The sequence below is a fragment of the Arthrobacter jiangjiafuii genome (genome assembly GCF_018622995.1).
GTDB lineage: Bacteria > Actinomycetota > Actinomycetes > Actinomycetales > Micrococcaceae > Arthrobacter_B > Arthrobacter_B jiangjiafuii.
The window spans coordinates 3,078,226-3,090,804 of sequence record NZ_CP076022.1 but is presented as its reverse complement, the minus strand read 5'-3'; the positions used below and the strand labels follow the sequence as shown (position 1 = coordinate 3,090,804).

The window sequence follows — 12,579 nt, the reverse complement described above, 5'->3', positions numbered from 1 at the left end:
GGTCGAGTGATGCCGGGTCGGCTGCGGTGGTGTGGCTGGCTGCTGCAGTGGTTTTCAAAACGTGCCCTTTGACTAGCGGACCGGGATGGGACCCGGAACATGGGGAGGGGTGGGGGAGGAAGGAAGCCGGGCGGAAAAATCAGGCCCGGGAGTGGTGGCGGGGATTGGGAATGGAACGGGAACGGCCGCGGAACTCGGCAACCACGCGGCTGCCCTCGGGACCGGACGCGGTGATGGTTATGTCGTACAGGCCGCTGCGGCCGGCCGAAATCCGGTGTGTGGCGGCTGCCCGTAGAATCTCGCCGGGCAGGGCGGACGAAATGAAATTGATGTCGGCGCCGGCGGCGACGGTAATCAGTTCCATGTCTGCCAGGCTGGCGGCATCTGCAGGGTTGCAGGCGAGGGCGAAAGCCGTGTCGGCGAAGGCAAAGACAATGCCGCCGTGGGCAATGCTGAAGCCGTTGAGCATGTCGGCGCGCAGCTCCATGCTGATGGTTGCCTCACCCGGCCCAAGATGCTCGACGGCGAAACCCAGCCAGCGGGAGACGGCGTCGTCCTCCAGGATCGGATGAGTCAGTGCGTCCTGCACCTGGGCAGTGACACCGGTGTCAGCCATGGGACCCTCTCGTTTTATTTACCGAATGTTCATTAGGTAATCCTGTGAGGGCCGTCACTGTCAAGCCGGAGGGAGCTGCATTGACGAACATGACGCAGCACTATGGGCGGGCCCGGGAACGCACCGCTTTCGGCGGGCCCGGGACAGCCCCGACAGCCGTGCCGTAGGTTGAAGGGGTGATGATTTTCAACGCCGCGGCCGCGGCTGGGGGAACGGCCGGCGGGGCTGTGGTGTCCGATGCTGCCTGAGTGGCTGGATCCGCAGGTATTCCTGGCTGATCCTGCGCTGGGTCCATGGGTGGTGCTGGTGGTCTGCGGCATCGTTTTTGCCGAAACCGGGCTGTTGGTGGGGTTCTTCCTGCCCGGAGACACCCTGCTGTTCACTGCAGGTCTGCTGGTGTCCACGGGCACCATAGACGTGAATATCTGGGTGCTGGGGCTGCTGATCTCGCTGGCGGCGTTTGTGGGCGACCAGCTCGGATACTGGATTGGCCGGCGGGCCGGCCCGGCGGTCTTTACCCGGCCGGAGTCACGGATATTCCGGCGCGAGAACGTCGACCGTGCCGAACAGTTTTTCGCCCGCCACGGCGGCAAGGCGATCACCCTGGCCCGGTTCGTGGGGATAGTGCGGACCTTTACCCCGGTGGTGGCGGGAGTCGGCCGGATGCGGTACCCCGCATACGTTGCCTATGACGCAGCGGGCGCCCTGCTCTGGGGGCTGGGCCTGACCCTGCTGGGCTATGTCCTGGGGAACCGGTTCCCGTTTATCCGCGACCATCTGGACCTGATCATCGTGAGTGTGGTGCTGCTGACCGTTCTCACCATCGTGCTCACGCTGCTGCGGAAGTCTCCGGAGCGGAAGTCCCCGGAGCGGAAGGGTGCAGCGAGGAAGCCTGCGCCGAAGAGCAAGCCGTTAGACAATCCGGCCCCGGAGCCGGGCGACTGATCGCCCGGCCACGGGGCCGGCGGAATGCGGTGAACTAAGCCGTCAGTTTCCGGTGCTGCCCTGGCTGGCAGGGGCTGGAATCGGCTCGGTGGCGCCCAAGGCGTCCAGTACAAAGGCGTAGTCCCAGGCCCGGTCCTTCCAGGCCTCGTACCGGCCTGAGGCTCCGCCGTGTCCGCCGTCCATCTCGATCTTCATGACGATCGGCTCGGATCCGGTGGTCACCTCGCGCAGCTTGGCCACCCACTTGGCCGGCTCCACGTACAGCACCCGGGTGTCGTTGAAGGAGGTCACCGCGGCGATGCGCGGGTAATCCACGGCCCGGACGTTCTCATACGGGGTGTATTCCTTCATGTACCGGTAGACCTCGGGGTCGGTGATGGGATTGCCCCATTCCTCCCACTCCAGCGCCGATAGCGGCAGCTCGGGATCCAGGATGGTGGTCAGGGCATCCACGAACGGCACCTGCGCCACGATCGCCTTGTACTTCTCCGGGGCCAGGTTCGCGACGGCGCCCATCAGCAGTCCGCCGGCGGAACCGCCCATCGCCGCGATCCGGGACGGGTCGGCCCAGCCCGAGGAGGCAATGTAGTCGGTGGCGGCCACGAAGTCGGTGAAGGTGTTCTTCTTCTGCAGCTTCTTGCCCTGGTCGTACCAGGTCCGGCCCATTTCGCCGCCGCCGCGGATGTGCGCGACGACGAAGAGCACGCCGCGGTCCAGCAGGGACAGCCGGGCCACGTTGAAGGCCGGGTCCATGCTGATCTCGTAGCTGCCGTAGGCGTAGACGAGGGCAGGGTTGGTTCCGTCCTGCTTGAGCTCGGCCCGGCGCAGCACCGACAGTGGAATCTTCGTGCCGTCGTCGGCCGTTGCCCAGGCGCGCTCAGCAACGTATTCGGACGGGTTGTAGCCGCCCTTGACTGGGGTTTCCTTGCGCAGCTCCAGCTCGCCGGTGGCCAGCACATAGTCGTAGACGCGCGGAGGCGTCAGGTAGGAGGTGTAGCTCAGGCGGATGATCGGGGAATCAAACTCGGCATTGGCCAGGTTCGCGGTGTAGAGCTCCTCGTCGAAGGCCGGCTCCACGGGATCGCCCTGCATCTCGGTGCCCAGCCCCTCCAGCGGGAGCACCTGCACCCGCTCGGTGGTGTCCTTGCGGACCGAGACGATGACATGGGTTTTGGTGACGGCCGCGCCGTTGACGCGGACGGCGTCGTCGTGCGCCACCACCGTGTTCCAGTGCTGCTCGGCCAGCGGCAGCGCGAAGTCCGCCTCGGCCACGAGCGAGAGCATGGAGTTCAGGGCGTCCTTGTTGTGCGTGATCAGGTAGTGGCGCTCGCCGGCCAGGGTCACGGGCTCGGCCTCGTACAGGATCCGCTCGCTGCGCGGGATCAGGGTGCGGACCTCGCCGGCGGGATCCTCGAAGTCCAGGACCCGGTACTCGGAGTATTCGGAGTTGCTGATCCCGATCAGCAGCTGCTTGCGGTCCGCGGAAAGGTCAAAGCCCGTCCACATGGCGACGTCGTCCTCCTGGTAGATGACGACGTCGTCGCTCACCTCGGTGCCGAGGGTGTGGGCCTTGATTTGGTACGGGCGCCAGGAATCGTCGACGACGGTGTAGAAGACGCGGGAGCCGTCGGGGGAGAAGGCCAGGGAGTAGAAGACGTTCTCCACGGTGTCCGGCAGCAGCGTGCCGGTGCGCAGGTCCTTGATGCGCAGCGTGAAGCGTTCGTCGCCGGCGTTGTCCTCGGAGTAGGCCAGCAGGTTTCCGTCCTCGGTCACGGCCAGGCCGCCAAGGGAGAAGAACGGCTTGCCCTCGGCCTCGGCGTTGCCGTCGATCAGGATCTGCTCGCCGGGCACCGGAACGCCGGGCTCGACGACGGGCGGGGTCCAGTCCGCGTCGAGGTCGCCGGTGTCCTGCGCGGCGGTGCGGCAGTGGATCGCATACTGCTTGCCCTCTTCGGTGCGGGTGTAGTACCACCAGCCCTTCTTGCGGGCCGGGACGGAGAGGTCGGTTTCCTCGGTGCGGTTCTTGATCTCGTCGAAGATGGCCTGGCGCAGCTTCTCCTGATGCGCGGTGACCTCTTCCATGTAGGCGTTCTCGGCCTTGAGGTGGGTTACGACGTCGGGGTTTTCCTTCTCCCGCAGCCACTCATAGTCGTCAACGAAGGTGTCTCCGTGGTGGACGCGTTCGGTGGGGACCTTTTTGGCAACGGGAGGGGTGGAAGAAGTAGTCATCTGACGAATATATCGACCTGCCTCCGGGGGGCGAAGGGCCCCACACCGTTTATGCTGGCGGCTTACCGTGCCGCGACAGGGAGAAACTCATGACAGCAGGGGAACCATCCACCACCGGCAGGGCCTTGGTGCTCGGCGGGGGTGGGCTGAGCGGGATCGGCTGGGAGATCGGCCTGCTGCTGGGGCTGGCCGAGCGCGGCCTGGATCTGGGGGCGGCCGACGTCGTTATCGGCACCTCCGCAGGGTCGGTCGTGGGCACCCGGCTCCGCAGCGGCGTAGCACTGGAGGACGCCTACCGCCGGCAATTGGCGCCGCCCGGGGACGAGATCCCGGCGGCGCTTGGCCTGCGCAGCATCAGCAAACTGGTGGGACCCAAGCTGCTGGGCGGGTCCGACGCCGCGATTGGCCGCCGCATCGGCCGGGCGGCACTGAGGGCAAGGACAGTGGATCCCGAGGTGCGCCTGGCTGTCATCGAAAAGCGGATCGGCGGCGGCGGCTGGCCGGAGGCGCCGCTGATGATCACCGCGATCGATGCCGTCAGCGGCGAACGCCGGGTGTTTGACCGCAACACCGGGGTGGGACTGGTGGATGCCGTGGCTGCCAGCTGTGCCGTGCCCACGGTCTGGCCGGCGATTCCGATCGGCGGACGGATGTACATTGACGGCGGCTCGGTGTCCTCGACCAATGCGGACCTGGCCGCCGGTTGCTCCGCCGTGGTTGCCGTGGCGCCCATCGCCCAGACGGTGCGCCGGCGCTGGGGGATCCGGGCGGAACTGGCCGCACTGGGGCCCGGTACCCGAAGCATTGCGCTCACGCCGGACCGGGCGGCGCGGGCAACCATGGGCCGGCACTCCCTGGATCCGGCATGGCGGGCCGCTGCGGCGCGGGCCGGTTACGCCGGCGCGGCCGCGGTCGCGGAGCAGGTCCGTGAGGTGTGGGGCTGACTCGGCGGCCTGACTCAGCGCAGCAGGAACCAGGCAGCCATGGCTGCGGCGCCCAGGAAGAGCATCCAGTTGCCGAGGACCTCCAGCACCGTCAGGCCGAAGGAGCGGTGCGGCGGCCCGGACAGCGGATCCACGACCGGGTCATCGGTAGCTCCTTTCCGGAACTGGCCCCACAGCGAGGTGGAGAGCAGTACGGCTCCGCCAATCAGGGCGATGGGCACGGCAGGGAAGGTAAAGAGCACAACATCCCGGGCCAGCAGTCCGAGCGCAAGCTGGGCCGCGAACACTGCAGCTCCGGATAGGCCGGCCCGCCAGGCCGAGCCACGCACCAGGAAGCCCAGCAGCAGGGGTGCGCACGCCGCCAGGGCCAGGGCTGTCAGCACCAGCAGCAAACCGGGCACGGTGACGGCAACTCTGGCATCGGTGGAACTGACCGCGGCGGCCACCGCAAAGAATCCCAGCAGGCCCAGGCAGGTGGGAACCAGCACTGCAGCCAGGGCGGAACGGGTCCCCGGAGTGCGGGGCAGGTCCAGGCTGGCCGCATATTCGCGCGGGTTGCCGAAGGCCGCCTGCGGTGAGTCGCCGGAATCGGCGAGGAATTCCCGGACAGAGGCCACGGCGTCGCCAATCGCGTCTCCCGGAACATCGAGCATCCGCAGCTCCACGGTGAAATCGTCGAACCAGCGCCGCGTGGCTTTGTCCGGCTTCGCAGCGGGGGCGCCGTCACGGGTTTCCATCGGTCATCCCTTCGGGGTCTTCATCATGTTCCTGCCGGTGCAGGTGGGTTTTCACGGTGCCGGTGAACAGGTCCCAGAGCTGCCGCTGTTCGGCCAGTTCCCGCCGGCCCTGCCTGGTCAGCGAGAAATACTTGCGGCCGGGACCTCCGTCGCCGGCCTGCCACTGGATAGTGACCCAGCCGGCAGCCTCGAAGCGGGTGAGCAACGGATAGAGCGTTCCGCCCTTCACGGTGCCAAAGCCTTGTTCTTCCAGGGCAGAGGCGATCGCATATCCATAGGTGGCTCCGCCGTCGAGCGCCTTCAGGACGCACAGGCCCAGGGCTGCCCGCATCCAGTCGCTGGGCCAGGAAGTTGTCTGCACGGCTAGATACTGGCATTAACTAGTTCGGCTGTCTATCTAGTGACACATCTTGACGTGTCGGCGCTCACACGCATATCCTGAACGAACGGTCGGTAATTCACCGGGGCGCCTTGCGTCCGGTATTCGTTCCGCCCGCCTTCGCCCCCGCACAGTGAGGTGACTCCCATGTCATTGCAGACCGATGCATCCCCCGACCTGCAGGCCGTTCCGTCCGCAGGCTCCGGTTTCCCCAGCGGCTCCGGCCCCGACTCCCAGGGCCCGGAGGCGTACTTCGAGCACCTGCTGGCGGAGGACTCCCGGATCGAGCCGCGGGACTGGATGCCTGAGGCCTACCGCAAGACCCTGGTCCGGCAGATCTCCCAGCATGCGCACTCCGAGATCATCGGGATGCAGCCCGAGGCCAACTGGATCACCCGGGCCCCCTCGCTCAAGCGCAAGTCCATCCTGATGGCCAAGGTCCAGGATGAGGCCGGCCACGGGCTCTACCTCTACTCCGCAGCCGAGACGCTGGGCACGCCGCGCGAGAAGATGACCGAGGACCTGATTGCCGGCAAGGCCCGCTATTCCTCGATTTTCAACTACCCCACCCTGAGCTGGGCGGACATGGGTGCCATCGGCTGGCTCGTTGACGGCGCCGCCATCTGCAACCAGGTCCCGCTGTGCCGGGCGTCCTACGGGCCCTACGGCCGGGCCATGGTGCGGGTCTGCAAGGAAGAGTCCTTCCACCAGCGGCAGGGATTCGAGATCCTCCTGGAACTGGCCAACGGCACCGAGGCGCAGCGGGAAATGGCGCAGGATGCCATCAACCGCTGGTACGCCCCGTCACTGATGATGTTCGGCCCGCCGGACGATGATTCGCCCAACTCCAAGCAGTCCATGGCCTGGAACATCAAGCGCTTTTCCAACGACGAACTGCGCTCGCGCTTTGTCGGCATGATCGTGGAGCAGGTCAAGGCGCTCGGCCTGACCCTGCCCGATGACCAGATCCGCTACAACGAGGACACCAAGCAGTGGGAGCATGCGCCGCTGGACTGGGCGGAGTTCAAGGAAGTCCTCGCCGGCCGCGGGCCCTGCAACGCGCAGCGTCTGGCACGCCGCCGCGAGGCACATGAGAACGGCGCCTGGGTGCGCGAAGCAGCAGCCGCTTACGCGGCAAAACAATCAGCGGCACAGGCACGAAAGACCGAGGTGGCTTGAATTATGGTTTCCGGTTCAACAACGGGCGACGACGGCGCCAAGCCCGTCGGCACGCAGACTTCCGCTGAAGCGGGGACGGCGGCCGAAGCCGCAGCCCTGAGCTCGGCCTGGCCGCTGTGGGAGGTCTTTGTGCGCTCCTCGCGCGGGCTGTCCCACGTCCACGCCGGGTCGCTGCACGCACCAGACGCTGACATGGCGGTCCGCAACGCCCGCGACCTCTACACCCGCCGCAACGAGGGCGTTTCGCTCTGGGTGGTGCCGGCGTCGGCCATTATTGCCTCCGACCCCGACTCCAAGGGACAGTTCTTCGAATCCCCGCAGGGCAAGGACTACCGGCACGCCACGTACTACACCAAGTCCGAAGGAGTGAAGCACCTGTGAGCTCCGACAGCGCCACCCGCATCACCCCCGGCAACGCCCTGCGGCCCGAGGACATCAGCGCTTCCGGCACCAAGGCGCCAGCCGACGCCGCCGAGTACGCGCTGCGCCTGGGCGATGACTCCCTGATCCTGGCCCAGCGCCTGGGCTGGTGGATTTCCCGCGCCCCCGAGCTCGAGGAGGATGTGGCCCTGGGCAACATCGCCCTCGACCTGCTCGGGCACGCCCGGTCCTTCCTCACCTACGCCGGCTCGGCCACTTCGAAGACCGAAGACGACCTGGCGTACTGGCGCCGCGAGGGCGAATTCCGCTCCGCGCACCTGTTCGAGCAGCCCAACGGGGACTTCGGGCTGACCATCGCCCGCCAGCTGGTGGTCTCCTTCTACCAGTTCGAGCTGTACACTGCGCTGCTGTCCTCCACCGACCCCACCCTGGCTGCCATCAGCGCCAAGGCCGTCAAGGAAGTCGACTACCACCGCGACCACAGCGCCCAGTGGATCCTGCGCCTGGCCGGCGGCACCGAGGAATCCCGCCGCCGCATCAGCCGCGCGCTGGAACTGACCTGGCCGTATGTGGGAGAGCTGTTCGAGGACGACGACGCCGTGCGCGCCCTCGCCGGGAACGGCGTCGCGCCGCTGCCCTCGGCCCTGCGCGCAAACTTCGACGCCGGCATCGGCGCCGTCCTGCGTGAAGCAGGGCTCGAGGTTCCGCAGGTTCCGGCCGCCCCGGGCGGCGGACGCCGCGGACAGCACAGCGAACACCTGGGATACCTGCTGGCCGAGATGCAGGTCCTGGCCCGCGAGCATCCCGGCGCCAGCTGGTAGCAGCCATGACCGATCTGGAGCAGACCGTCGACGAACTCCGTCCCGTTGATCCGGCCGGCGCCAAGGCCTGGGACATTGCCGCCACGGTGTGCGACCCCGAGATTCCCGTGCTGACCATTGAGGACCTCGGTGTGCTCCGCGGCGTGGAACTGACCGGGCCCGGAGCCGTCACCGTGACGATCACGCCGACGTACTCCGGCTGCCCGGCCATGGATGCCATCCGAGAGGATGTCACTGCTGCGCTGAACACCGCCGGGTACGGGCAGGTGCGGGTGGACCTGGTCCTTGCCCCGGCCTGGACCACCGACTGGATGAGTGAGGCAGGCAAGGCCAAGCTCAACGCCTACGGCATCGCCCCGCCCACCGGCAAGGCCGCCGCCGGTCCGGTCCGGCTGGGTCTGAGCGTGAAGTGCCCGCAGTGCTCCTCCCTTAACACCCGTGAACTCACCCGCTTCGGCTCCACCTCCTGCAAGGCCCTCTACGTCTGCCAGGACTGCAGCGAACCCTTCGACTACTTCAAGGTGCTCTAACCCATGACAACTTCCCTTCCCGCCGAGACAGCCCTCGAGCCGGGCGCAGCGCCTGCCGCCGCACCTTCAGCGCCTGCCGCCGCGCCGTCGTCGTCGGCCGCCGTGCCGACCCGCCGCACGGCGTTCCACCCCCTGACCGTCGCGGAAGTCCGTCGCCTGACCGAAGATGCCATCGAGGTCACCTTTGCCGTGCCCGAGTCCCTCGAAGGCTCCTACGATTACCTGCCCGGGCAGTACGTGGCCCTGCGCACCACACTGGAGGGCCAGGAGATCCGGCGCAGCTACTCCATCTGCGCCGAACCGAAGCCCGGTGAGATCCGGGTCGCCATCAAGCGCGACCTGGGCGGGCTGTTCTCCAGTTGGGCCAATGAGTTCCTCAAGGCCGGCGACGTGCTGGACGTGATGAGCCCCTCCGGCGGGTTTATTTCGAAGCATCCGATGAACGGGCTGAACCACCCCGAGGACATCGACCTCAGCACCGAGGACGTCTTCGTGGCCGTGGCCGCCGGCTCCGGCATCACCCCGGTGATCTCCATTGCCCGCACCGTACTGGCCGCCTCCGAAACCGTGCGGTTTGACCTGGTCTACGCGAACAAGGCCGCCATGGACGTCATGTTCCTGGAGGAGCTGGCGGACCTGAAGGACAAGTATCCGTCCCGGTTCGCGCTGCACCACGTGCTCTCCCGCGAACAGCGCATCTCGCCGCTGCTCACCGGCCGGATCGATGCCGAGAAGCTTGCCGCCCTGATCGACTCCGTGCTGCCCACCCGCAACGTGGATGAATGGTTCCTCTGCGGGCCCTTCGAACTCGTGCAGATGTGCCGGGACACCCTCGCGGACCGCGGGGTCGAGGCTGAAAAGATCCGCTTCGAACTCTTCACCACCGGGCAGCCCAACCGTCCCGAGGGGCAGGCCGGCCGGCCGGTTGTCGCCGACCCCGGGGCCGAGGCATACGACATCACGTTCCGGCTGGACGGACTGCAGGGCAAGGTCGCCAGCCCCACCCATGCCCGTGAAACCATCCTCAACGCAGCGCTGCGCGTGCGTCCCGACGTGCCGTTCGCCTGCGCCGGCGGCGTCTGCGGCACCTGCCGGGCCAAATTGGTCACCGGCACCGTGGAGATGGAAGAGAACTACGCGCTGGAACCGGACGAGCTGGAGAAGGGCTACATCCTGACCTGCCAGTCCCGGCCCACCAGCTCCGACGTCACCGTCGACTACGACGCCTGAGCCCCCACGCTTAAGCCCCACGCCCCCAAAGAAGCGGAGCATCCCTTGATTGAGCTGCACATCAACGACGGCATCGCCGAAGTAGTCCTGAACGCGCCGCAAAAGCTGAACGCGCTGAACGAGGAGGCGCTGGCGGAGCTCTCCCAGGCGTACGACGACGCCGAAGCGGCCGGAGTGCGAGCCCTCCTGCTGCGCGGCGAGGGCCGGGCCTTCTGCGCCGGCCGCGACATCTCCACCGTGGACCCCGCCAACGACGACGCCTACGCCTACCTGGGCGGCCTGGTCACACCGCTGCTGAAGAAAATGGCGGCCTTCCCGGCCCCCACCTTCGCCGCCGCGCAGGGCGCCTGCCTCGGCGTCGGGCTCGGGCTGCTGGTGGCCGCCGACGTCGTCTATGTTGCGGAGAACGCCAAGATCGGTTCCCCGTTTGCGAACCTCGGCGCCACCCTGGATTCCGGCGGCCACTGGCTCTTCACCGAACGCCTCGGCGCACACCGCACCCTGGACCTGATCTACACCGCTGACCTGATGAGCGGATCCGAAGCCGTGGCGGCCGGACTGTTCAGCCGGGCCTTCGCCGCCGACGAACTGCTGGACCGCACCCGGGAGATCGTGGCGCGGGTGGCCACCGGTGCGACCGGGGCGTTCCTTGCCTCGAAGGAGCTGGTGGCGCAGATCCGCGACTCCCGGGTGGGGCTGTGGACGGCCATGGAAGAGGAAAACAAGGCCCAGGGCGTGCTCTGCGGCACCGATGACTACGCCGAGGGGTTCTCCGCCTTCATCGAGAAGCGCAAGCCGGTCTTCCAGGGGTAGATGTGGGGTGCGCTGCCTCCCGGCCCGCGCCCGTACCGTCACCCTTTAATCGAATGACGGGACGATGCGGCGTGCATCGTCTTATCCGGCTATGAGCCCGACACTCGCCCGGGCAGGGGAGCAGGATCCCGACACTCGCCCGGGCAGGGGAGCAGGATCCCGATACCCGCCGAGATGCAGCCCCTGCCGCGGCGTTCGACAACGTGTAGAAATACCGGAACAATATGACGTGCCGGAGCATCCATCTGTTTGCCCGGTCCACGCCGACCGGGGAGGGACCATGAGCACGCGCACCGCACGCCTGGTCCGCGGCTGGGCCGCAGCCCTGGCCGCGACGGCCGTAGCCGCAGCCTCCCACGTCCTGGCCGGCGGCGTGATTCCGAACCCCTCCATTGTGCTGTTCTGCCTGGCGCTTTCCGCCATGGTCTCCTGCGCACTGGCCGGCCGGGCGATGTCCCTGCCCGGAACCGCCGGTGCAGTGCTGGCCAGCCAGGGCATCTTCCATCTGCTCTTCACTGTCGGCGGCGCGGGGCTGCCTGCCTCAGGTGCCGGCGCCCGCGTTGAAGGCGCCGCCCACGCAGCAGCCCATGCTGCCCATGCTGTGCATGCGGACCCGGCGGCCCTGGCCCAACTGGGCGATGCTTCGCAGGCCGGCGCCGGAATGGCTGCAGCCAGCCACACCTCTGCCCTGATGTGGCTCGGCCACCTGCTCGCCGCTGCGGCAACCGTGGCGCTGATCCGCTACGGTGAAGCCGCCCTGCTGCGCATCGTCGAGGCCATGCGGCTCCGGATCACCGCTATCCTCCCGCTCTTCCTTCCGCTGCCCCTCGGCCCGCGGATTCCCAAGCTTTCGTTGCTGGTTCCGGCCGCACCGCTGCCGAGCCTCGGAGTGCCCCTCTTGGCGATGAGGCACAGGGGGCCGCCTGCTGCTGCGCTGACGTTCTAGGTTCCGCGCAGTTCCGCGCGGGACCCTTCATCCAGCAGCAGCGGCCGGCACCAGCCCGGCACAGGAAGCAGTTATGTCTCTCTTGTCGTCCCCTCAGTCCCCTTCAGCACGGCCCCAAGCAGCACGGGCCCAGGCAACACAGCCCCGTTCATCCCGCAGGCCCCTGATGGTCCGGGCCCTGCTTTTCGCAGCCCTGCTTTTCGCCGGTTCCGGTGCAGCTCTGGCCACGGCTCCTGCAGCCTTGGCCCATGACGAACTGGTCAGTTCCACGCCCGCAGCCGGAGAGCGCCTTAACGCTGCGCCGGCGGAACTGGAGCTCACCTTCAGCTCGGCCCTGATGGACCTGGGCAACCAGATCCAGGTCCTGGATGCCGACGGTCGGAACTGGGCTGAAAGCGCACCCGTCCTGAACCGCGAAACACTCGTCCAGCCCCTGCCCGTGGATATGCCTGACGGGGAATACTCGGTGCGCTGGCGCGCGGTGTCCTCTGACGGCCACCCGATTACCGGAAGTTTCGAGTTCCTGGTTGGAGCCGACGCGGTGGCCGGGTCCGCCGCCACGGCCACGCCTTCGGAAGCATCCGAGGCGCCCGACGCCGGTGCCTCCGAAGGTGCGGAAGAGACCGACACTGCTGATGCCTCCGACGACGGCGGGCTCCCGGCCTGGCTGGTTCCGGGCATCCTCGGCGGGGTCACCGGTCTGCTGATCTACGCCGTGTACACCGTGGTCTCCCGCCGCAAGCGCAGCCGGACCGAGTAAACCCCGGCAGCCTTCAGCGCTGCCCGCCACTGCTGCGCATCCCAGGCGCAGCTTCCCCAGGAGACGCCC

14 protein-coding genes are annotated in these 12,579 nt (G+C 67.7%); 10 read left to right on the top strand and 4 right to left on the bottom strand.

All coding sequences use genetic code 11. The annotated features are described in order from the left end of the window. Positions 1–139 precede the first annotated feature (139 nt). Entirely contained in the window at positions 140–616 is a 477-nt protein-coding gene (locus KKR91_RS14500; protein WP_210227744.1) for a hotdog fold thioesterase, read from the bottom strand. Between the two features lie 237 nt (positions 617–853). Between KKR91_RS14500 and KKR91_RS14495 the strand changes: the two genes are divergently transcribed. After that, on the top strand, positions 854–1,561 hold the full coding sequence (locus KKR91_RS14495) for a VTT domain-containing protein (RefSeq protein WP_210227746.1): 708 nt from the start codon (positions 854–856) through the stop codon (positions 1,559–1,561). Between the two features lie 42 nt (positions 1,562–1,603). Here KKR91_RS14495 and KKR91_RS14490 read toward each other — a convergent pair whose 3' ends face one another. Beyond that, complete coding sequence (locus KKR91_RS14490) at positions 1,604–3,790, bottom strand: S9 family peptidase (protein WP_210227748.1); 2,187 nt, start codon at positions 3,788–3,790, stop codon at positions 1,604–1,606. 89 nt (positions 3,791–3,879) lie between these two features. Here KKR91_RS14490 and KKR91_RS14485 point away from each other — a divergent pair, with 89 nt between their 5' ends. Further along, positions 3,880–4,734, top strand: a complete 855-nt coding sequence (locus KKR91_RS14485) for a patatin-like phospholipase family protein (protein ID WP_210227749.1) — start codon at positions 3,880–3,882, stop codon at positions 4,732–4,734. Between the two features lie 14 nt (positions 4,735–4,748). Here the strand turns inward: KKR91_RS14485 and KKR91_RS14480 are convergent, their stop codons facing one another. Continuing rightward, the gene (locus KKR91_RS14480) at positions 4,749–5,471 is read right to left on the bottom strand and encodes a hypothetical protein (RefSeq protein ID WP_210227750.1); all 723 of its coding nucleotides are present in this window, start codon (positions 5,469–5,471) and stop codon (positions 4,749–4,751) included. Continuing rightward, a complete protein-coding gene (locus KKR91_RS14475) occupies positions 5,458–5,832 on the bottom strand; it encodes a PadR family transcriptional regulator (RefSeq protein ID WP_237687393.1) in 375 nt (124 codons plus the stop codon). The genes KKR91_RS14480 and KKR91_RS14475 overlap by 14 nt, the downstream gene beginning before the upstream one ends. A 165-nt stretch (positions 5,833–5,997) precedes the next feature. Between KKR91_RS14475 and paaA the strand changes: the two genes are divergently transcribed. The 8 genes from paaA to KKR91_RS14435 all read left to right on the top strand — a co-directional run bounded on the left by paaA (position 5,998) and on the right by KKR91_RS14435 (position 12,510). Then, a complete protein-coding gene (gene paaA, locus KKR91_RS14470; protein WP_210227751.1) occupies positions 5,998–7,029 on the top strand; it encodes a 1,2-phenylacetyl-CoA epoxidase subunit PaaA in 1,032 nt (343 codons plus the stop codon). Between the two features lie 3 nt (positions 7,030–7,032). Further along, positions 7,033–7,410, top strand: coding sequence for a 1,2-phenylacetyl-CoA epoxidase subunit PaaB (paaB, locus tag KKR91_RS14465; protein WP_210227752.1), 378 nt, complete (start codon positions 7,033–7,035; stop codon positions 7,408–7,410). After that, positions 7,407–8,231, top strand: a complete 825-nt coding sequence (gene paaC, locus KKR91_RS14460) for a 1,2-phenylacetyl-CoA epoxidase subunit PaaC (protein ID WP_210227753.1) — start codon at positions 7,407–7,409, stop codon at positions 8,229–8,231. The genes paaB and paaC overlap by 4 nt, the downstream gene beginning before the upstream one ends. 5 nt (positions 8,232–8,236) lie before the next feature. After that, positions 8,237–8,761 carry a 1,2-phenylacetyl-CoA epoxidase subunit PaaD gene (gene paaD, locus KKR91_RS14455; RefSeq protein WP_210227755.1) on the top strand — a complete coding sequence of 175 codons (525 nt, stop codon included), beginning with the start codon at positions 8,237–8,239 and terminating at the stop codon, positions 8,759–8,761. A 3-nt stretch (positions 8,762–8,764) separates the two neighbouring features. After that, positions 8,765–9,991 carry a 1,2-phenylacetyl-CoA epoxidase subunit PaaE gene (paaE, locus tag KKR91_RS14450; RefSeq protein ID WP_210227756.1) on the top strand — a complete coding sequence of 409 codons (1,227 nt, stop codon included), beginning with the start codon at positions 8,765–8,767 and terminating at the stop codon, positions 9,989–9,991. A gap of 45 nt (positions 9,992–10,036) precedes the next feature. Beyond that, entirely contained in the window at positions 10,037–10,804 is a 768-nt protein-coding gene (locus KKR91_RS14445; RefSeq protein WP_210227757.1) for an enoyl-CoA hydratase/isomerase family protein, read from the top strand. A gap of 280 nt (positions 10,805–11,084) precedes the next feature. Then, complete coding sequence (locus KKR91_RS14440; protein ID WP_210227758.1) at positions 11,085–11,750, top strand: hypothetical protein; 666 nt, start codon at positions 11,085–11,087, stop codon at positions 11,748–11,750. 73 nt (positions 11,751–11,823) lie between these two features. Continuing rightward, positions 11,824–12,510: a copper resistance CopC family protein gene (locus tag KKR91_RS14435; RefSeq protein ID WP_215057244.1), complete on the top strand. Its 687-nt coding sequence runs from the start codon at positions 11,824–11,826 to the stop codon at positions 12,508–12,510. The last annotated feature ends 69 nt before the right edge of the window (positions 12,511–12,579 follow it).

Bases quoted from the DNA above. Each gene is read 5' to 3' on its own strand.
- KKR91_RS14500 (WP_210227744.1), bottom strand. From the start codon at position 616: ATGGCTGACACCGGTGTCACTGCCCAGGTGCAGGACGCACTGACTCAT.
- KKR91_RS14495 (WP_210227746.1), top strand. From the start codon at position 854: ATGCTGCCTGAGTGGCTGGATCCGCAGGTATTCCTGGCTGATCCTGCG.
- KKR91_RS14490 (WP_210227748.1), bottom strand. From the start codon at position 3,790: ATGACTACTTCTTCCACCCCTCCCGTTGCCAAAAAGGTCCCCACCGAA.
- KKR91_RS14485 (WP_210227749.1), top strand. From the start codon at position 3,880: ATGACAGCAGGGGAACCATCCACCACCGGCAGGGCCTTGGTGCTCGGC.
- KKR91_RS14480 (WP_210227750.1), bottom strand. From the start codon at position 5,471: ATGGAAACCCGTGACGGCGCCCCCGCTGCGAAGCCGGACAAAGCCACG.
- paaA (WP_210227751.1), top strand. From the start codon at position 5,998: ATGTCATTGCAGACCGATGCATCCCCCGACCTGCAGGCCGTTCCGTCC.
- paaB (WP_210227752.1), top strand. From the start codon at position 7,033: ATGGTTTCCGGTTCAACAACGGGCGACGACGGCGCCAAGCCCGTCGGC.
- paaD (WP_210227755.1), top strand. From the start codon at position 8,237: ATGACCGATCTGGAGCAGACCGTCGACGAACTCCGTCCCGTTGATCCG.
- paaE (WP_210227756.1), top strand. From the start codon at position 8,765: ATGACAACTTCCCTTCCCGCCGAGACAGCCCTCGAGCCGGGCGCAGCG.
- KKR91_RS14440 (WP_210227758.1), top strand. From the start codon at position 11,085: ATGAGCACGCGCACCGCACGCCTGGTCCGCGGCTGGGCCGCAGCCCTG.
- KKR91_RS14435 (WP_215057244.1), top strand. From the start codon at position 11,824: ATGTCTCTCTTGTCGTCCCCTCAGTCCCCTTCAGCACGGCCCCAAGCA.